At 49.7% G+C, this 18,779-nt stretch carries 19 protein-coding genes; 12 read left to right on the top strand and 7 right to left on the bottom strand.

Annotated elements, in window-relative coordinates:
* Positions 1-4 precede the first annotated feature (4 nt).
* From rng to csrD, 6 genes are all read right to left on the bottom strand, one after another.
* The gene (gene rng, locus RSC70_RS12585; protein ID WP_040045631.1) at positions 5-1,474 is read right to left on the bottom strand and encodes a ribonuclease G; all 1,470 of its coding nucleotides are present in this window, start codon (positions 1,472-1,474) and stop codon (positions 5-7) included.
* Positions 1,464-2,057 (bottom strand): Maf family protein, encoded by a 594-nt coding sequence (locus RSC70_RS12580; protein ID WP_063586331.1) that lies wholly within the window; start codon positions 2,055-2,057, stop codon positions 1,464-1,466. Before RSC70_RS12580 ends, rng begins: the two co-directional genes overlap by 11 nt.
* A 54-nt stretch (positions 2,058-2,111) precedes the next feature.
* Positions 2,112-2,600 (bottom strand): rod shape-determining protein MreD, encoded by a 489-nt coding sequence (gene mreD, locus RSC70_RS12575; protein WP_040045629.1) that lies wholly within the window; start codon positions 2,598-2,600, stop codon positions 2,112-2,114.
* A complete protein-coding gene (mreC, locus tag RSC70_RS12570) occupies positions 2,600-3,676 on the bottom strand; it encodes a rod shape-determining protein MreC (protein WP_332542605.1) in 1,077 nt (358 codons plus the stop codon). The genes mreD and mreC overlap by 1 nt, the downstream gene beginning before the upstream one ends.
* A gap of 159 nt (positions 3,677-3,835) precedes the next feature.
* Positions 3,836-4,879: a rod shape-determining protein MreB gene (mreB, locus tag RSC70_RS12565; protein WP_012147106.1), complete on the bottom strand. Its 1,044-nt coding sequence runs from the start codon at positions 4,877-4,879 to the stop codon at positions 3,836-3,838.
* Positions 4,880-5,336: 457 nt separating this feature from the next.
* On the bottom strand, positions 5,337-7,238 hold the full coding sequence (gene csrD / locus RSC70_RS12560) for an RNase E specificity factor CsrD (RefSeq protein WP_332542603.1): 1,902 nt from the start codon (positions 7,236-7,238) through the stop codon (positions 5,337-5,339).
* Positions 7,239-7,495: 257 nt separating this feature from the next.
* On the opposite strand from csrD, the gene acuI reads away from it, so the two are divergent.
* The 9 genes from acuI to prmA all read left to right on the top strand — a co-directional run bounded on the left by acuI (position 7,496) and on the right by prmA (position 15,659).
* Entirely contained in the window at positions 7,496-8,473 is a 978-nt protein-coding gene (gene acuI, locus RSC70_RS12555; protein ID WP_025798443.1) for an acrylyl-CoA reductase (NADPH), read from the top strand.
* A gap of 174 nt (positions 8,474-8,647) precedes the next feature.
* The gene (msrP, locus tag RSC70_RS12550; RefSeq protein ID WP_234619608.1) at positions 8,648-9,649 is read left to right on the top strand and encodes a protein-methionine-sulfoxide reductase catalytic subunit MsrP; all 1,002 of its coding nucleotides are present in this window, start codon (positions 8,648-8,650) and stop codon (positions 9,647-9,649) included.
* 65 nt (positions 9,650-9,714) lie between these two features.
* Positions 9,715-10,314, top strand: a complete 600-nt coding sequence (gene msrQ / locus RSC70_RS12545; protein WP_234619609.1) for a protein-methionine-sulfoxide reductase heme-binding subunit MsrQ — start codon at positions 9,715-9,717, stop codon at positions 10,312-10,314.
* Positions 10,315-10,555: 241 nt separating this feature from the next.
* Entirely contained in the window at positions 10,556-11,008 is a 453-nt protein-coding gene (gene aroQ, locus RSC70_RS12540; protein WP_040045623.1) for a type II 3-dehydroquinate dehydratase, read from the top strand.
* Positions 11,009-11,100: 92 nt separating this feature from the next.
* Positions 11,101-11,559 (top strand): acetyl-CoA carboxylase biotin carboxyl carrier protein, encoded by a 459-nt coding sequence (gene accB, locus RSC70_RS12535; protein ID WP_072310189.1) that lies wholly within the window; start codon positions 11,101-11,103, stop codon positions 11,557-11,559.
* An 11-nt stretch (positions 11,560-11,570) separates the two neighbouring features.
* Entirely contained in the window at positions 11,571-12,920 is a 1,350-nt protein-coding gene (gene accC, locus RSC70_RS12530) for an acetyl-CoA carboxylase biotin carboxylase subunit (protein ID WP_025798454.1), read from the top strand.
* A gap of 157 nt (positions 12,921-13,077) precedes the next feature.
* Complete coding sequence (locus RSC70_RS12525) at positions 13,078-13,320, top strand: YhdT family protein (RefSeq protein ID WP_040045621.1); 243 nt, start codon at positions 13,078-13,080, stop codon at positions 13,318-13,320.
* A complete protein-coding gene (panF, locus tag RSC70_RS12520) occupies positions 13,310-14,767 on the top strand; it encodes a sodium/pantothenate symporter (protein ID WP_130933950.1) in 1,458 nt (485 codons plus the stop codon). The genes RSC70_RS12525 and panF overlap by 11 nt, the downstream gene beginning before the upstream one ends.
* Positions 14,768-14,777: 10 nt before the next feature.
* Positions 14,778-15,659, top strand: a complete 882-nt coding sequence (gene prmA / locus RSC70_RS12515; RefSeq protein ID WP_025798460.1) for a 50S ribosomal protein L11 methyltransferase — start codon at positions 14,778-14,780, stop codon at positions 15,657-15,659.
* 45 nt (positions 15,660-15,704) lie between these two features.
* Here prmA and RSC70_RS12510 read toward each other — a convergent pair whose 3' ends face one another.
* Entirely contained in the window at positions 15,705-16,184 is a 480-nt protein-coding gene (locus RSC70_RS12510; RefSeq protein WP_040045619.1) for an ASCH domain-containing protein, read from the bottom strand.
* 310 nt (positions 16,185-16,494) lie between these two features.
* On the opposite strand from RSC70_RS12510, the gene dusB reads away from it, so the two are divergent.
* The 3 genes from dusB to RSC70_RS12495 all read left to right on the top strand — a co-directional run bounded on the left by dusB (position 16,495) and on the right by RSC70_RS12495 (position 18,705).
* Positions 16,495-17,499 carry a tRNA dihydrouridine synthase DusB gene (dusB, locus tag RSC70_RS12505; RefSeq protein ID WP_040045618.1) on the top strand — a complete coding sequence of 335 codons (1,005 nt, stop codon included), beginning with the start codon at positions 16,495-16,497 and terminating at the stop codon, positions 17,497-17,499.
* Positions 17,481-17,777, top strand: a complete 297-nt coding sequence (fis, locus tag RSC70_RS12500) for a DNA-binding transcriptional regulator Fis (protein WP_004097144.1) — start codon at positions 17,481-17,483, stop codon at positions 17,775-17,777. The genes dusB and fis overlap by 19 nt, the downstream gene beginning before the upstream one ends.
* A gap of 196 nt (positions 17,778-17,973) precedes the next feature.
* Positions 17,974-18,705: a FadR/GntR family transcriptional regulator gene (locus RSC70_RS12495; RefSeq protein ID WP_025798474.1), complete on the top strand. Its 732-nt coding sequence runs from the start codon at positions 17,974-17,976 to the stop codon at positions 18,703-18,705.
* Positions 18,706-18,779: the final 74 nt, after the last annotated feature.

The raw sequence follows: 18,779 nt of genomic DNA, 5'->3' as shown, positions 1-18,779 counted from the left end.
CAAATCACATCATAACCACGTCGAATTGCTCTTGGTTGTAAAGCGGCTCAATCTGTACTTTGACCTGTTTACCCACAAAAATCTCCACCTCAGCCAAAGAATGAGATTCTTCGCTTTTCAGCGCTTCGCCAACGGCAGGTGACGCATAAACCAAGAATCGATCGCTGTCATAAGCATGGTGTACACGAACGATCTCACGCAAAATCTCGTAGCATACGGTTTCGACGGTTTTCACCGTTCCACGCCCGCGACAGGTTGGACAATCGCTGCACAGCACATGTTCAATGCTTTCGCGCGTTCTTTTGCGCGTCATTTCCACTAATCCTAGCTGGGAAAAACCGTTTATGCTGGTTTTCGCACGATCTTTGCTAAGCGCCTGCTCCAACGAATGCAGCACGCGGCGGCGGTGATCTTCACTGCTCATATCAATGAAATCAATGATGATAATTCCGCCTAAATTGCGCAGCCGTAGCTGACGAGCAATTGCCTGAGTCGCCTCAACGTTGGTGTTGAAAATGGTTTCATCCAGATTACGATGGCCCACAAACGCACCGGTATTAATATCAACCGTCGTCATGGCTTCCGTTTGATCGATGATCAGATAGCCACCCGATTTTAGCTCAACGCGACGATCGAGCGAGCGCTGGATCTCGTTCTCAACGTCATAGAGATCGAAAATGGGCTGCTTGCCCGTATACAACTCAAGCTTAGACGTCATCTCCGGAATGTACTCACGGGTGAATTCGGTCAATGAATCAAAGTTCAGGCGTGAATCAACACGGATGCGATCTAACGCGGCGCCTGCAAAATCACGCAATACGCGATGCGCTAAGGCCAATTCGCCATACAGCTTACATTTGGTTTTATTGCGACGCTTGCGTTCCATTACTTTGGTCCACAAACGTTTTAAAAATGCGGCATCTTGTGCCAATTCTTCGTCATCAATACCTTCTGCCGCCGTGCGGATAATAAAACCGCCCTGCTCATCACAGTATTCAGAAACGATAGACTTCAGACGATTGCGTTCCGCTTCGCCTTCAATACGCTGAGAAACGCCAACGTGGCTCGCTCCCGGCATAAAGACCAGATAACGAGAAGGCAGCGTAATATCCGTGGTTAGGCGTGCGCCTTTTGTTCCAAGGGGATCTTTGACAACCTGAACCATCAGGTCTTGTCCCTGACGAACCAGCTCGGCGATATCACGTACGTGGAAGTTTTTTTGCTCATCACCCGCCACGCATTCGGTGTGCGGCATGATGTCCGAGGCATGTAGAAATGCCGCTTTATCTAATCCAATGTCGACAAAAGCCGCCTGCATGCCGGGAAGTACACGGCTGACGCGCCCTTTGTAAATATTACCCACAATGCCACGCTTAGATTCGCGCTCAATATGGATTTCTTGCAGGATCCCCCCGTCAATGTAGGCGACCCGTGTTTCTGAAGGTGTAACGTTAACTAGCAATTCAGCTGTCATGGTCTCTCCTCACGTCCCGTAACGCCATAAACTGTTTAAGTAGCTCTTGTGTTTCTACTAACGGTAGTCCCATTACGGCATGATAACTACCGGTAATAGATCTTACGAAGCAGCCACCTTTTCCTTGTATTCCGTATGCACCCGCTTTATCCATGGGTTCGCCGCTGGCGATATAGTCGTGAATATCTTGTTCGCTGAGAGATCGAAATGTCACGTCGGTTACCACATGACAATATAACTGATGCTGTCTATCTGCCAATGAAACCGCGGTAATCACCTGATGAGTTTGCCCTGATAGTTGGCGCAACATCTGTGCCGCATGAGTCTCATTTTTAGGTTTTTCCAGCACTAAGCCATCTAGCACAACAATCGTGTCGGCACCCAGCACCGGTTTGTCTTCTGGCGCTGCATCAACACCTGCACGCGCTTTATCCTGAGCCAAACGGCAAACATATTCCAATGGCGTTTCTTCTGGCTGGCGCTGTTCTTCCACATCGATAATCAAGCGCTCGAATGGAATATCCATTAACGCTAATAATTCGCGACGGCGCGGCGATCCAGATCCCAGATAGATAGAGTCCATTGAAAATTCTCGTTATATCTCGTTATAAATGAATGAGCTTTACCCTAAGGTAAATTATTGCACCGCAAAACGACGGCGAACTTTGCGCATCAGCAAGAATAGCCACGGCCACAGCACGCCGTTAACCACACTACTCCAGAATACCTCTGGACGGAAAGAGGCATTTGCCACAACAAATTCACCCCAGAAAACAACAACGTCCATGGCAGCCGTGAGTAATACCACCATCAGGGCCTGCTGCCAGAGTGCCATATTGCGGAATAGTTGGAATTTGAATGCGACCAGATACGCCAACAGGCTAAACGCTAACGCGCGAACACCGAGCGTTGAGCCTAAAATGAGATCCCAGATCAGGCCCAGCACAAACCCCGTGCCAACGTTAACCCGATGCGGCAACGCCATCACCCAGTAAATCAGAAACAAGGCTAACCAATTCGGCCGAAACATCATCAATTCGTCCGGCCACGGCATTATTTGCAATACGAAGGCCAGCAGAAAGAACAACCAAATAATCCACCGTCCTTGGCTACGATATCCCGACATTAACGGCCTCCTTGCGCACGAGCAGGAAGCGTTGTGGCTGAAGGCGAAACCGCAGGAGTGGTTGAGTTGGTAGCATTATTGGTAGGCGTTACTGGCGCAACGGGAGTCGTTCCCGGCGGGGTAATACCTGCAGTTGGCGCGGGTTGTTGGGGACCCATTTCAGACGGCGTCGGTAATACCTGCGGCATCATCTGCATCAAACGTTCGTTGGCAACACGATGTACTTCATCTGGCGGCAGCGGCATGGTGCCATTGCGATCGGCACCCCACAGCAGCAGCAGATAGCGCAAGCGTTGTAGCCCAGCGGTTGGACGCGCTTTGATCACGGTATAAGCACGTTGGTTATCCACTTTAACCGAAGAAACCACGGCAACCGGATAGCCTTCAGGGAAACGTCCACCCAAGCCGGATGTCACCAAGACATCACCGACGCGAATGTCAGTGTTGGCAGGAAGGTGCTCAAGCTGAAGATCGTCAGTACAACCGTTACCCGCAGCTAACACGCGAATATCGTTGCGTAATACCTGAATAGGTAAAGCATGTGAAGCATTACAGATCAGCAGCACTCGGCTAGACATTTTGCCGACGGCAACAACCTGACCCACTACGCCTTTATCACTGATGATAGGCTGACCAAAATAAACGCCGCTGTTGCTACCTTTATCTATCACCACCTGATCGCTATACGGATCGGGCAATGTGGAAATGACCTGCGTCACCATTTTGTGCTCATCCTGACGCAACGGCGATCCCAGCAGCTCACGCAGACGGGCATTTTCTTGTTTGAACTGACCGAGTAACAGGGTATCGCTATTTTTTAATAGGAGTTCTTGGCGTAATGCCCTGTTTTCCAGTTCCAATTGTTCGCGGGTGGCCAACGTACTTGAAACGTTGTCCAGAATCTGACGAGGTCCATTTGACAGATAATAAAAAGGACTAACGGCGGTATCAAGATAGCTACGAATCTGCAGAAAAGTACCAAAACGGCTATCTGCAATCACTAATCCAATAGCAACAACCACCGCCAGAAAGAGTCGGAGTTGCAGAGAAGGGCCTCTGCTAAATATGGGCTTCATAAAATTGCGTTATCCTCGACAGCAGGGAAACAGGCAAGCGTTTCCCGAGCGGTTTTAGCGATTCCACGATGCACAACCACCGGCTTGGGAATTCCCAATCCGGTGGCAAACACGTGGCATCACCGGCAAGCAGGAGCCAAGCTCCTACCTACTGGCCGATTATTCTTCGCTGAACAAATCACCGCCATGCATATCGATCATTTCCAACGCTTTACCACCACCACGCGCCACACAGGTCAGCGGGTCTTCGGCAACAACAACTGGAATACCGGTTTCTTCCATCAGCAGACGGTCTAAGTTGCGCAGCAGTGCGCCGCCGCCGGTCAGAACCATACCGCGCTCGGAAATATCAGAAGCCAATTCTGGTGGACACTGTTCCAGAGCAACCATCACCGCGCTTACGATACCCGTCAGAGGCTCTTGCAGAGCTTCCAGAATTTCGTTGGAATTCAGCGTGAAGCCACGAGGAACACCTTCTGCCAGGTTACGGCCACGAACTTCGATTTCGTGAACTTCATCACCAGGGTAAGCAGAACCGATGCCGTGCTTGATGCGTTCGGCGGTTGCTTCACCAATCAGTGAGCCATAGTTACGACGCACATAATTAATGATAGCTTCATCGAAGCGGTCACCACCGATACGTACAGAAGAAGAGTAAACCACGCCATTAAGGGAGATAACGGCAACTTCAGTGGTACCACCACCGATATCCACCACCATTGAGCCGGTAGCTTCAGAAACAGGCAAGCCTGCGCCAATGGCTGCTGCCATTGGTTCTTCAATCAAGAAGACCTCACGAGCACCTGCGCCCTGCGCAGATTCACGGATTGCACGACGTTCAACCTGCGTTGCACCTACTGGCACACACACCAAGACACGTGGGCTTGGACGCATAAAGCTGTTGCTATGCACCTGTTTGATAAAGTGCTGAAGCATCTTTTCAGTCACGAAGAAATCGGCAATAACGCCGTCTTTCATTGGACGAATCGCGGCAATATTACCTGGCGTACGGCCCAGCATTTGCTTAGCTTCATGCCCTACCGCGGCAACGCTTTTCGGGGAGCCTGCGCGGTCCTGACGAATCGCCACTACGGACGGTTCGTTCAATACAATGCCTTGTCCTTTCACATAAATCAGGGTATTGGCTGTACCCAAGTCGATGGACAAGTCATTTGAAAACATGCCACGAAATTTCTTAAACATAACTGAAGGATAATCCTGAAAGCTGGGGGCGAAAAATAAAATCCGCCTACTTTACCAACCACGCGAAGCAGCGACAAGGCGCAAAAACGTCCTACTTCGGTGAAAATTTACACCATGTTTGAGATTCAATGAATTAGGCCTACAGGTCAGAGAAATAACAGCACAATCTCACCTTCAGCGGCCACAGAAACACCACGCCGGTAATTCGTTGAACGGTAAAACACAGCACACATGAGCTTTGAAACTGACCGACAGACAATATTTGACCAATAGACAACCTATTGCTGAACAGTTTCGATGCATTAATGCGTCGAATACTGCGGACGGTCTTTTGTATCAATCGGCAGGTGGTCACTAACGTTAGCACCTACCAACTATGAATGACTTGGTCGCGCGCTATTCTACGTGAATTTCACGCGACAAAAAGGCCAATTTATTGTCGATGTGAATATTTTTTTTACACACGACTAACAGGCCTTGGTTTTGCAAAAAAATCTCCTTGGCCACCGGCGATCCCTTTGTCTTTTAGTACCTGCCATTCTTCTTTAGTTCGTACGCCTGCGGCAAAAACCTGTGCCGACGTGCCTTCACACGCGCCCGTCAAGCTCTGAACAAACAGCTGATTTTCTACACGCTTATGGATATTACGAACCAAGCCAGGATGAAGTTTTACCAACGTCACCTGTAATTGCTTGATATAAGAAGTGCTAACCACTTTGAGCCCTGCTTGAGAGATAACAATGTGGCAACCCAAACCTTGTAGCAAGCGCACAACAGGGCGCAAACGGTCAATATGCTGGCTCACATCCGCCTCAGACAGTTCAAACAAAATACGCTGGCGAAGCGATTTTTCACTCTGAAGCAGCGTGTCACGCAGCCACCGTTGGAAACTGCGCTGCAATAATGAGTCAATACTAACCGGAAAGGCCAGTTTCTCAGCAGAAAAATGACGTAATAAAGGAATAATCTGAAGCAGCATCTGCCGGTCATAGCTTTCAGCCATGCCAAGCTGTTGAACGAGCGGATAATATTCAGCGCTGGGTAGCGCCTGACCCCCATCGTAAATATAAGGAAGAATATCGTGATGATGCACTTCTCCACTCACGCTGACCGCTTCTTTTTGCAACAGCGTTGGGCCGCCTCGTGCAAGCGTTTGTTCTAACAACGTGCGCCATTTCACGCTACCGCGTACCACTTCCGGCACGGGGTTACTATCAATAAACCAGCCGTTACTGCCCTGTAGCACCGCGTTACGCGCTGCCTGCTCGGCCTGATCCATCACCTGCTCGGTACTTTGCCCATAATGATAAAGGCTAATCCCGATGTGCAATACTTCCTCGCTATCAATCCCGTTGGCAGGAGGAATAGCACTGACCGAGTTAATGAGCTGGGATGCAAACCCTTCGGCTTCTTTTAAAGATCGATGAGGAAGCAACACGGCAAAATTGTTTTGGAAATAGCGGGCTAATAACCCAGATGGATAACGCATGACCGACGTCGACAGCATATTCACCAGCGAATAGCGGTATTCTTCACGCTCGCGTTTACCTGGCAGACCCGCCATCGATTCCCAGTCCGGCACACGGATCACCATCACTACGCCGTGCGCACCTTCATCTTCTAACTGCGTCGTCAGTTGATTATCAAAAAAGAGGCGGTTATTGAGTCCGGTGCGAGAATCCTGCGCCGCAAAAGCGCGGATCAAGGTATCAACACGCCCGCGCTCTTCGCGCGCATCAGCCAGATCGGAAAGTAGACGATCGATAGCGCTACTCGCGTTAGGTGGAAACTCATGTACGTCGCCACGAACCGCATTTTCTCGCTCACCGCCCAAGATTTTCCGCGCCCGCCGCTCTAGCTTTTCGAGCCCCAGCGTTTGTTCACGTAGCCAGCGATAGCTAAATAGCAGCACCAAAATCATCAGACCGATAGAAACCGTCACGGGAAACATGGTTTCCAGCGAGCGCGTATAGCTCGCCGTGGGATCGATATACACCATTTTTAGGCTATAGCCTGGATGATGCATTAAAGGCGCGTCAACATAGCGCTGGTTGGTTAGCGTATCCCACGCGTTGTAGCTGGTCGGTAATTTAAGCTGATAGACCTGATGAGAATTATTGTGGACGATGATTTCATTTACGCCAGACGAGCGCATAACCACCGGTAGCCATTTTTTGATATTGCTGCGCGGCTCGGTCAACAACAGCTGATCGATAGTCGTGGCGAGGGCATTAAGCTGGTTTTCAGCCCGATGATGGCTTTGATTGAAAAAACTGTATGTGCTTCCCAGTAACATGAGCAACATTGCCAATGCCACTAAGACCGTAACAAACGCAAACAACTTGGTTGTGATACGCATCCCTGTCAGTACCCACCTATATAATGTAACTTAGCCGTAAATCTGGCTCCCAAGCGCCTTTCCATTGCGCACACCGACATCCTAAGAGCTTCATTGCTCTATATCAAAGACAACTTTTGAAATTATTCACACACTGATTAATCTATTAGCATAGCGAATTCCTAATTAATCCGAGACGATTTTTGTCAATGAATGAGGCGTCTCGCGGTATTTTCTCGATCTTTTGGCAATTTAATGACCTCAACGAGGGCTCCCGAATGAAAGCTTTAGTGCTTGAACAAATTGATGGCAAAACCGTTGCCAATATTCAGACTCTGAAAACTGACGATCTCCCCGCAGGAGATGTTCTCGTTGATGTCCAGTGGTCTAGCCTTAACTATAAAGACGCCTTGGCGATCACCGGTAAAGGCAAAATTATCCGTAATTTCCCAATGGTTCCCGGCATTGATTTTGCGGGTACCGTCCATCACAGCGAAGATCCGCGTTTCCATATTGGTCAATCCGTGATCCTCACAGGATGGGGCGTGGGAGAAAATCATTGGGGCGGTTTATCTGAGCAGGCTCGTGTTAGCAGTGAGTGGCTCGTTGCATTACCTCAGGGGCTGGATGCGCGTAAGGCCATGATTATTGGCACAGCGGGCTTTACTGCCATGCTGTGCGTTATGGCTCTCGAAGATGGCGGCGTGACGCCAGAAAGCGGTGAAATTCTGGTTACAGGTGCCAGCGGCGGCGTGGGAAGCACCGCCATTGCGTTGCTGACTCGCTTGGGCTATCACGTTGTTGCCGTGAGCGGCCGTGACAGTAATGAAGAGTATCTAAAATCACTGGGAGCAGAACGTGTTCTGCCACGCAGTGAGTTCACCGCCGACAGCCGACCATTAGAGAAGCAAATTTGGGCAGGCGCAATTGATACTGTTGGCGATAAAGTGCTGGCGAAAGTCTTGGCTCAGATGGACTACAACAGCACGGTTGCAGCCTGTGGGCTAGCCGGTGGCTATCAGTTACCTACAACCGTGATGCCATTTATTTTACGTAATGTGCGTTTGCAAGGCGTTGATTCCGTAATGACTCCGCATGAACGCCGCACCCAAGCATGGGAGCGTTTGGCTGATTTACTGCCAGAAAGCTTCTATGAACACGCGTCAACAGAAGTTGCGCTGGAAAAAGCCGCAGAAGCCGCAGCGGCCTTAATCGACAACAAAGTCACGGGCCGCACCTTAGTGAAAGTTCGCTAAGCAGCGTCTTGCTCGTTCACGCTAAACACTTCCCTCTCCCGCGAAGGAGAGGGAACCTTCACGCTAAGTATGACGAGTTTATAACAATTTCGTGATACTCCTCCATTACGCGTAATTCCTGCCATCATGTTTTTCAACAGCGACGATAATTAAGAAAAACAAGAGGCATCTATCATGGCTAAATTTCCAAGATTCACTGAATCAGATGTCACGCCGGAGAGCGTGTTTCAGCAACGCCGCAGCGTACTCAAGGCGTTAGGCATTACCGCAGCATCTTTAGCGCTTCCCCATGCTGCTCAGGCCGATCTTCTCTCTTGGTTTAAGGGGCACGATCGTCCCGCAGCTCCGGCAGGTAAACCATTGAAATTTACCCAACCGGCAGAGTACCAAGCAAAGCTCGCGCTCACGCCGGAAGATAAAGTGACGGGCTATAACAACTTTTATGAGTTCGGCTTGGATAAAGCCGATCCCGCAGCCAATGCTGGAACGTTAAAAACCGAAGGCTGGAAAATTCGCATCGACGGCGAAGTCGCCAAACCGCTCACCCTCGATATGGACGACATCTATAAACACTTTGCCTTGGAAGAACGCATTTATCGCATGCGCTGCGTTGAGGCTTGGTCGATGGTGGTGCCGTGGGTAGGGTTTGAGCTGGGAAAACTGCTAAAAATGGCGGAACCCACCAGCAAAGCTCGCTACGTGGCGTTTCAAACCATTTATGACCCTGACAACATGCCGGGGCAAAAAGATCGCTTTATCGGCGGCGGGCTGAAATATCCCTACATTGAAGGTCTGCGCTTAGACGAGGCCATGCATCCACTCACCATGATCACCACAGGCGTCTACGGCAAAGCGCTGCCGCCGCAAAACGGTGCCCCTTTGCGCCTCACGGTGCCGTGGAAATATGGCTTCAAAGGGATTAAGTCAATTGTCAGTATCCGCTTAACTCACGATGAACCGCCGACAACCTGGAATGCCAGCGCTCCGGACGAATATGGTTTCTATGCCAACGTGAATCCACATGTCGATCATCCTCGTTGGTCGCAGGCCAGCGAACGTTTTATTGGTTCTGGCGGCATTTTGGACGTCAAACGCCAACCAACGCTGCTTTTTAATGGTTATGCCGAACAGGTTGCACCGCTCTATCAAGGCATGGATCTTAGGAAATTTTTCTAACCACTAACCCGATGTGCTCAAGATGATCCATCAGCAGCCTAGAGTACGAGGTCAACAGCCCAAACATGAAAAGACTGACGCTCAAACAGATAAAGATAGTCAAAGTGCTGATCTGGCTAGCGGCGAGCCTACCGCTGCTTTGGTTAGTATTTGCGGCCACACAGGGACTACTTAGCGCCGATCCCGCTAAAGATATTCAGCACTTCACCGGCAGAATGGCGCTAAAACTGCTGCTGGCCACCCTTCTTATTAGCCCGCTGGCGCGCTACGGAAAACAACCGTTGCTAATTCGCTGCCGCCGTTTGCTCGGAGTTTGGTGTTTTGTTTGGGCATCAATTCACTTAGCCAGCTATACAATTCTGGAACTTGGGTTAGACTTCACCCTGCTGGGCAGTGAGTTGATCAAGCGACCTTATCTCACCTTAGGCATCATCAGTTGGCTGATTTTATTTGCTTTAACGGTGACATCCACCCAGTGGGCGATGCGAAAAATGGGTTCTGGCTGGCAGAAATTACATAATTTTGTCTATATTGTGGCCATCCTAGCGCCGATTCACTACCTGTGGTCGGTGAAAACACTCTCGCCATTGCCTATTTTTTACGCGATTGGAGCGATTATATTGTTAGCATTCCGTTATCAGAAAATTCGCCAATGGTGGCGGTAACGGTTGGAACTTATTAGTATTTTTCTATTCAAATTCATTCAACGTGTTTCTATCTAGCGAAGTTCGTAGTTGAATATCTTCGCTGATTCGACCAGTATTTAGCTGCTAATTGCCACGAAATCATTATAATGCCCGACCTTATACGCAGATCTGTGCCACAAATTGACACAGAAAAGGTGACAAGTCGGTGACATAGGGTTATTTTGACGATGATCGTCTGATTGCCGGAGATAGCAGCACAATGGCAGATAAGTTCAACATTTTGCTTTTAAACGGGCCTAACCTAAATTTGTTAGGAACGCGTGAGCCAGACAAATACGGCAGCACCACGTTGCCAGAAATTGTCAGCCATTTAGAACAGGCCGCCGATGCGCTGAATGTTTCGCTCAGTCATTTGCAGTCTAATGCCGAATTTGAGCTTATCGATCGCATTCATGCTGCCCGAGGCAACACTGACTTCATTCTGATCAACCCTGCGGCATTTACGCATACCAGCGTAGCACTCCGCGATGCACTGTTGGCAGTTCAAATCCCGTTCATCGAGATCCACCTGTCGAACGTGCACGCACGCGAGCCTTTTCGTCATCACTCCTATCTGTCTGATATCGCTGTTGGCGTTATCTGCGGCTTGGGTGCAGATGGATACGAATTCGCCCTGCAGGCGGCAGTTAACCGCCTGAAAAAATTTAACTAAGGATGTCATCCCGGTCGATCCGAACCCAGGGTTTAGGTTCAGACAGATGAGCATCTATATTCTACGTAACAACAAAGAGTACGGAATCACACATGGATATTCGTAAAATCAAAAAACTGATCGAACTGGTTGAAGAATCTGGCATTTCTGAGCTGGAAATCTCTGAAGGTGAAGAATCAGTACGCATTAGTCGTGCCCCAGCAGCAGGCAGCATGCCTATGATGCAGCCTTACTATGCAGCACCTGCGCAAGCGGCAGCTCCAGTAGCAGCAGCGCCTGCGGCAGCACCTGTAGCAGAAGCTCCGGCAGCGATTAGCGGTCACATTGTACGTTCTCCGATGGTCGGTACTTTCTACCGTACTCCAAGCCCAGATGCGAAAGCGTTTGTTGAAGTGGGCCAAAAAGTGAATGTTGGCGATCCACTGTGCATCGTAGAAGCAATGAAAATGATGAACCAGATTGAAGCCGACAAATCCGGTGTGGTGAAAGCCATTCTGCTGGAAAACGGCCAACCGGTTGAATTTGACGAGCCTCTGGTCGTCATCGAATAACGAGGCGAGTCATGCTAGATAAAATTGTTATCGCCAACCGTGGTGAAATTGCCCTGCGTATTCTGCGCGCTTGTAAAGAGCTGGGAATTAAAACCGTAGCAGTTCACTCCACGGCTGACCGCGATCTGAAACACGTGCTGCTGGCAGACGAAACCGTCTGTATTGGCCCTGCACAATCAGTCAAAAGCTATTTAAACATCCCTGCGATTATCTCTGCAGCTGAAATTACTGGCGCCGTAGCGATTCATCCAGGTTATGGCTTCCTGTCTGAAAACGCTGATTTTGCTGAGCAAATCGAGCGTTCTGGCTTTATCTTTATCGGCCCACGCGCTGAAACTATCCGCCTGATGGGTGATAAAGTTTCTGCGATTAGCGCGATGAAAAAAGCAGGTGTCCCTTGCGTACCGGGTTCTGACGGCCCATTAGGCGACGATATGGTGAAGAACAAAGCCATCGCCAAACGCATCGGTTACCCAGTGATTATCAAAGCCTCTGGCGGCGGCGGCGGACGCGGTATGCGTGTTGTTCGCGGCGATAAAGATCTGGAACAATCCATTATCATGACGAAAGCGGAAGCCAAAGCGGCTTTCAACAACGACATGGTTTACATGGAGAAGTATCTGGAAAACCCACGCCACATCGAAATTCAGGTGCTGGCAGACGGTCAAGGCAACGCGATCTATCTGGCTGAACGTGACTGCTCAATGCAGCGTCGTCACCAGAAAGTCGTCGAAGAAGCACCAGCACCAGGCATCACGCCTGAACTGCGTCGCTACATCGGCGAACGTTGTTCTAAAGCTTGTGTAGACATCAACTACCGCGGCGCAGGTACTTTTGAGTTCCTGTTCGAAAACGGCGAGTTCTATTTCATCGAAATGAACACCCGTATTCAGGTTGAACATCCAGTGACTGAAATGATCACCGGCGTCGATCTGATTAAAGAACAGCTGCGTATCGCTGCAGGACAGCCTCTGTCTATCAAACAGCACGAAGTTCAGGTTCGCGGTCATGCGGTAGAATGCCGTATCAACGCCGAAGATCCTGATACCTTCTTGCCAAGCCCGGGTAAAATTACGCGCTTCCACGCACCGGGTGGCTTTGGTGTTCGTTGGGAATCTCATATCTACGCAGGCTACACTGTGCCTCCGTACTATGATTCCATGATTGGTAAGCTTATCTGCTACGGTGAAAACCGTGACGTGGCTATCGCTCGCATGAAAAATGCGTTGGCGGAACTGATCATCGACGGCATCAAAACCAACGTTGAGCTGCAACAAAAGATCATGAGTGACGAGAACTTCCAACACGGCGGTACTAACATTCATTATCTGGAGAAAAAACTCGGTTTGCAGGAAAAATAACTGCGCGTGAGTTTTAGCTCCCTCAAAAGGCCGGGTAACCGGCCTTTTTGCTTTTTAGCTGCCGAATCGTCCAGAGAAACGATAACGCTGCATAAAACGTAGGGTTGCCGTAAAATCCCGTACCTTCTGACTTTTTATTCAAACAGGGGAGATCCCCATGGATGCACGCTTTTCGCAGGCGAACCGTGAAGCACGCTGGGCTTTGTGGCTAACGATTGCTTATATGGTGCTATGGATCGCTGCCGCATATATCCCAAACAACTTGCAGGGCATAACAGGGTTACCACATTGGTTTGAAATGGCCTGTTTACTGTTGCCGCTGGTGTTTATTTTGCTGTGCTGGGCGATGGTTCGCCTGATTTTTAAAGACATACCTTTAGGGAACAATGATGCAGACTGATGTCATTTTACCGCTGGTAGGCTACCTATTATTGGTATTTGGTTTATCGGTATATGCCTATCGTCGCCGCCAAAAGGGCAACTTCCTTAACGATTACTTCATTGGCGATCGTTCAATGGGTGGCTTCGTGCTCGCGATGACGCTAACCGCCACCTATATTAGCGCCAGCTCGTTTATCGGTGGACCCGGCGCGGCCTATAAATATGGGCTGGGATGGGTGCTGTTAGCGATGATACAGCTGCCTGCCGTTTGGCTATCTCTTGGCATTCTCGGTAAGAAATTCGCTATTCTGGCACGCAAATATGATGCCGTTACGCTTAACGACATGCTGTATGCACGCTATAAAAGCCGTTTATTAGTTTGGGTAGCAAGCCTGAGTCTGCTGGTCGCTTTCATCGGCGCCATGACCGTACAGTTCATTGGTGGTGCACGCCTGCTGGAAACCGCAGCGGGTATTCCTTACGACACCGGCCTGCTAATTTTTGGCGTCAGTATTGCGCTCTATACGTCGGTGGGCGGCTTCCGTGCTAGCGTGCTTAACGATGCCATGCAGGGCCTGGTAATGCTGCTCGGCACCATCATTCTGCTTGCCGGCGTTATCCATGCCGCAGGGGGTTTGCACGCCGCCGTAGATACCCTGAAAAATATCGACCCTAAACTCGTTGCACCGGAAGGGGCTGACGATATTTTAAGTGCGCCGTTTATGGCGTCATTCTGGGTATTAGTTTGCTTTGGCGTGATTGGTCTGCCACACACCGCCGTGCGCTGTATTTCATACAAAGACAGCAAAGCGGTGCACCGTGCCATTATTATTGGCACCATCGTGGTCGCCATTCTGATGTTTGGCATGCACTTAGCCGGTGCGCTTGGGCGTGCGGTTCTACCCGATCTCAAAGTGCCCGATCTGGTTATTCCAACGCTGATGGTGAAAGTTCTGCCGCCGTTCGCCGCAGGTATCTTCTTGGCTGCGCCGATGGCCGCGATCATGTCCACCATTAATGCTCAGCTGTTACAATCATCGGCGACCATCGTCAAAGACTTGTACCTGGGAATGCAGCCTCACGCGCTCAAAAATGAAAAGCGTTTGGCAAGAATGTCCAGTCTGTCTACGCTGATTTTAGGTTTGCTATTGCTGCTGGCAGCATGGCGTCCACCTGAGATGATCATCTGGCTGAACCTGTTAGCATTTGGCGGCCTCGAAGCGGTATTCCTATGGCCACTGGTACTGGGTTTGTACTGGGAACGCGCTAATGCGCACGGTGCGCTCAGCTCTATGATTGCCGGTGCCGCGTGTTATACCGCGCTTGCCACAGCCGACTGGCATATTTTCGGCTTACATCCGATCATTCCGTCACTGTTAATCAGCTTGGCGGCATTCTGGATCGGAAACTTTTTTGGCGAACGTGGTACGTCCACGTCCGCTGCCACTGAATTAAATTCAAAATAGAGACTTCGAGATGCCTTGGATTCAAATCAAAATCAATACGACCGGCAATCAGGCAGAATCACTGAGTGATGCGCTGATGGAAAGCGGCGCGGTATCCGTTACCTTCCAAGATACTCATGACAACCCCGTGTTTGAGCCGCTGCCGGGTGAAACCCTGCTGTGGGGCGATACCGACGTTATCGGCCTGTACGATGCTGAAACCGATATGAAAGAGATTGTCGCGATTCTGGAAAACGATCCCGCACTAGGCAAAGGCTTCCACCACAAAATCGAGCAGATCGAAGATAAAGACTGGGAGCGCGAGTGGATGGATAACTTCCACCCAATGCAGTTTGGCCGTCGCCTGTGGATCTGCCCAAGCTGGCGTGATGTTCCCGATCCTACCGCGGTGAACGTTATGCTCGATCCGGGTCTGGCATTTGGTACGGGTACGCATCCAACCACCGCCCTTTGCCTACAATGGCTGGATGGTTTGGATCTGGAAGGCAAAACCGTGATCGACTTCGGCTGTGGCTCAGGCATTCTGGCGATTGCCGCGCTAAAACTGGGTGCAGCACGCGCTATTGGGATCGATATCGATCCGCAGGCAATTCAAGCCAGCCGTGATAATGCCCAGCGTAACGGTGTTTCTGAACGTCTAGAGCTTTATCTGCCAAAAGATCAGCCAGCCGATCTGAGTGCTGATGTGGTTGTCGCTAATATTCTTGCAGGTCCATTGCGTGAACTGGCACCGCTGATCAGCGATCTGCCAAAATCAGGCGGCCATTTGGGCCTATCTGGTGTATTGGCAACGCAGGCACCAAGCGTTGCAGAAGCATACGAAGATAAATTCATTATCGATCCAGTAGCAGAACGCGAAGAGTGGTGCCGTATTACCGGCGTTCGCCGCTAAGCGATATTCCCACGTTCACAACGAACCATCGTTAAAAACAGCGCCTTATTCAGGCGCTGTTTTTGTTTCAGCAATACCCAATAACCGGAAATACTCACAGACCAGCCACATATCCTCAGTGAAGTTTTTATCTATTGCCGCAAGGGATGTTTCAAAAAATGTCTGATGAGCCTGCCGCCAATAAGCCAAAGATTTATCCCCTTCTCCCTCTGCCGCGGCTAATACAGCGTCTACATCACGAAAGCGACGCAAAGACACCTGCGTGGTTTCTATCGCCGCCACGGGCTTTTCACGCCCATCTAGCACAATAGTCAGGTAACCCACGTGAGGAATGGTGCTTCCCTGCTGCTGATACTCTACTAAAGCACCGCAGGTAGCATATTTTTCGCCGCTGACGATAAGGTCTGCAAGCTGCTGCGCTAACTCACCCGGGGAACCAAACTGTTCAGCATGATAAGGACGGCCAGCTAAATCTGGGTGAGCTTGTACTATTTTCGACCAAAATAATGCGATTTCACTGTCCATATCATCCTCTAAAATGCGATATGCATCCCATTTATAGCGCCATTATTGCTGTTTTAATCAGCAATTTGTTTGAATGCCACTGCCAAAAACAGGTTAAAACAACGAATACTAAAGGTAAAAAACAAAAGAGCATTTTTTAACCATTGCAATATAACCATATGTTAAACAACAAAAATAATCAAACCCCTGCCCTCAGCCCGCAATTTCATTGATCTACAACAGAGGATTGTTCAAAGTTTGGCCTTTCATATCCAAGCAAAAATGCGTAATATACGCGCCCTTGCGGACACAGTATGGTCAGTCTTTGTCTATGCGCATTGGACACATTGAACTTAAAAATTGCCTTATTGCTGCGCCTATGGCCGGCATAACCGATCGCCCTTTTCGGACGCTTTGCTACGAAATGGGTGCAGGGATGGCTGTCTCTGAAATGCTCTCTTCCAATCCGGAAGTGTGGCAGACAGATAAGTCGCGTCTGCGTATGGTGCATTTAGACGAGCCTGGGATCCGAGCCGTGCAAATCGCCGGGTGTGACCCTGATGACATGGCTGCTGCTGCCAAAATCAACGCTGATAGCGGCGCGCAGATCATTGATATCAATATGGGTTGCCCAGCGAAAAAAGTGAACCGCAAACTCGCGGGTTCTGCGCTTTTGCAGTATCCCGACTTGGTTGAAAAAATCCTCAGCGCGGTAGTTAACGCTGTGGATGTACCGGTAACGCTAAAAATTCGTACGGGCTGGAGCCCAGAACACCGTAACTGTGTTGAGATTGCCCAATTGGCTGAACGCTGCGGAATTCAGGCCCTGACTATTCATGGCCGAACACGTGCTTGCTTATTCAACGGCGAGGCGGAGTACGACAGCATTCGGACAGTTAAGCAGAGTGTTTCCATCCCGATTATCGCGAATGGAGACATAACTGACCCGCATAAAGCCAGAGAGGTACTCAACTACACTGGAGCCGATGCTCTGATGATAGGACGTGCCGCTCAGGGGAGACCCTGGATCTTCCGGGAAATCCAGCATTATCTGGACACAGGGGAGCTGCTTCCGCCCATGCCGTTGGAGGAAGTTAAGCACTTGTTATTAGGGCATGTACAAGAACTGCATAATTTTTACGGTTCTGGTAAGGGATTTCGCATTGCCCGCAAGCACGTATCTTGGTATCTCCAAGAACACGCCCCATGTGACCAGTTTCGGCGCACATTCAACGCCATAGAGGATGCCAGCGAACAGCTGGAGGCGTTGGAGGCATATTTCGAAAATCTTAGCGTAAAAAAAGAGCTGACAGAACTATGTTCGAACAACGCGTAAATTCTGACGTACTGACCGTTTCTACCGTAAACTCCCAGGACCAGGTGACTCAAAAGCCACTGCGTGACTCGGTTAAACAAGCCCTGAAAGGCTATTTTGCTCAACTGAATGGTCAGGACGTTAATGATCTGTATGAGCTGGTACTGGCTGAAGTAGAACAGCCACTGTTAGACATGGTGATGCAGTACACTCGCGGTAACCAAACCCGCGCTGCGCTGATGATGGGAATTAACCGCGGAACTCTGCGTAAGAAATTGAAAAAATACGGCATGAACTGATACTAATCAGTTAACGTATTGAAAAAAGGCGCTTTTATCGCAAGATAAAGCGCCTTTTTGCTATCCATTTATCTCTAACATCTTCATTTCTCACCAATATCCCCTCAGAAGTAACAATGCTAAGATAGTGCGAGCATGATGTTTATTCCGTTCAATCTAAACCCTATTTCTACTTACTGTGGCCACCGAGAAAGTCATGAGCAAACCAACGTCTTCTGTTTCTGAATCAATCACTCGTGATCTAGCGATTCGTATTATTCGTGGCGAACTAGCAGAAGGCATGGCAATCCCAGGCGAGCATGAGCTGGCACAACAGTACGACGCATCAAGAACGTCGGTAAGAAATGCGCTTCAGGTGCTGGGAGCCAAAGGAATGCTGCTGATTCAGGCTAAACGCCGCAGCACAGTCACGCCGCGTGAGCAGTGGAGCTTTCTGGATGCCGAAGTGCTCTCTTGGTTAGAAGACGTTGGGATTGAATCCGAACTGGTTGAGCAACTGATGCTAACCCGCCTCATTTTCGAACCCGACGTTGCGGCAATGGCAGCACTTAACGCCAACGGCCATGATTTAGCCACTATCGAAGATGCTTGGACTACTATGCAGGCGGGGCAAAAAAATAACTCCGCAGAGCAGTTTGAGCGCGGCGATTTGGCCTTTCATACAGCGGTACTGCGCGCCTGTCATAACCCTTTTCTCGCCTCCGTGGGCAACGCGCTCTCTGCCGCCATGCTTTTATCATTCAAGCAGACGCTTGAAGACGATCTCCAATTGACCCAAGACGCCGTCCAGCAGCACCGCGATCTATTTGAAGCCATCCGTTTAAAACAGGCAGATACAGCCCGTCAATGCATGCGCCATATCTTATTGAGCGCAGCTCATAAGCATATTTGGCGTGAAATCCCAGAAAAATATCAGCACTTTTTCTAGGCTTTTTTTCATCATTCTTCCTCACGCGTAACTAACTTTCGATCTCCTTCACAGATCTAGGGTTATTTTTTCGC

Origin of the sequence: Hafnia sp., from assembly GCF_036648275.1 — a bacterium.
GTDB lineage: Bacteria > Pseudomonadota > Gammaproteobacteria > Enterobacterales > Enterobacteriaceae > Hafnia > Hafnia alvei.
Note: the sequence above shows the minus strand (reverse complement) of the source record. Positions and strands in the feature narration are given on the sequence as shown.

Coding starts and splice junctions, on each gene's coding strand:
- accB (WP_072310189.1), top strand. CDS start 11,101: ATGGATATTCGTAAAATCAAAAAACTGATCGAACTGGTTGAAGAATCT.
- RSC70_RS12510 (WP_040045619.1), bottom strand. CDS start 16,184: ATGGACAGTGAAATCGCATTATTTTGGTCGAAAATAGTACAAGCTCAC.
- accC (WP_025798454.1), top strand. CDS start 11,571: ATGCTAGATAAAATTGTTATCGCCAACCGTGGTGAAATTGCCCTGCGT.
- RSC70_RS12495 (WP_025798474.1), top strand. CDS start 17,974: ATGAGCAAACCAACGTCTTCTGTTTCTGAATCAATCACTCGTGATCTA.
- prmA (WP_025798460.1), top strand. CDS start 14,778: ATGCCTTGGATTCAAATCAAAATCAATACGACCGGCAATCAGGCAGAA.
- msrQ (WP_234619609.1), top strand. CDS start 9,715: ATGAAAAGACTGACGCTCAAACAGATAAAGATAGTCAAAGTGCTGATC.
- msrP (WP_234619608.1), top strand. CDS start 8,648: ATGGCTAAATTTCCAAGATTCACTGAATCAGATGTCACGCCGGAGAGC.
- acuI (WP_025798443.1), top strand. CDS start 7,496: ATGAAAGCTTTAGTGCTTGAACAAATTGATGGCAAAACCGTTGCCAAT.
- panF (WP_130933950.1), top strand. CDS start 13,310: ATGCAGACTGATGTCATTTTACCGCTGGTAGGCTACCTATTATTGGTA.
- mreB (WP_012147106.1), bottom strand. CDS start 4,879: ATGTTTAAGAAATTTCGTGGCATGTTTTCAAATGACTTGTCCATCGAC.
- aroQ (WP_040045623.1), top strand. CDS start 10,556: ATGGCAGATAAGTTCAACATTTTGCTTTTAAACGGGCCTAACCTAAAT.
- dusB (WP_040045618.1), top strand. CDS start 16,495: ATGCGCATTGGACACATTGAACTTAAAAATTGCCTTATTGCTGCGCCT.
- fis (WP_004097144.1), top strand. CDS start 17,481: ATGTTCGAACAACGCGTAAATTCTGACGTACTGACCGTTTCTACCGTA.
- csrD (WP_332542603.1), bottom strand. CDS start 7,238: ATGCGTATCACAACCAAGTTGTTTGCGTTTGTTACGGTCTTAGTGGCA.
- RSC70_RS12525 (WP_040045621.1), top strand. CDS start 13,078: ATGGATGCACGCTTTTCGCAGGCGAACCGTGAAGCACGCTGGGCTTTG.
- mreD (WP_040045629.1), bottom strand. CDS start 2,600: ATGTCGGGATATCGTAGCCAAGGACGGTGGATTATTTGGTTGTTCTTT.
- rng (WP_040045631.1), bottom strand. CDS start 1,474: ATGACAGCTGAATTGCTAGTTAACGTTACACCTTCAGAAACACGGGTC.
- RSC70_RS12580 (WP_063586331.1), bottom strand. CDS start 2,057: ATGGACTCTATCTATCTGGGATCTGGATCGCCGCGCCGTCGCGAATTA.
- mreC (WP_332542605.1), bottom strand. CDS start 3,676: ATGAAGCCCATATTTAGCAGAGGCCCTTCTCTGCAACTCCGACTCTTT.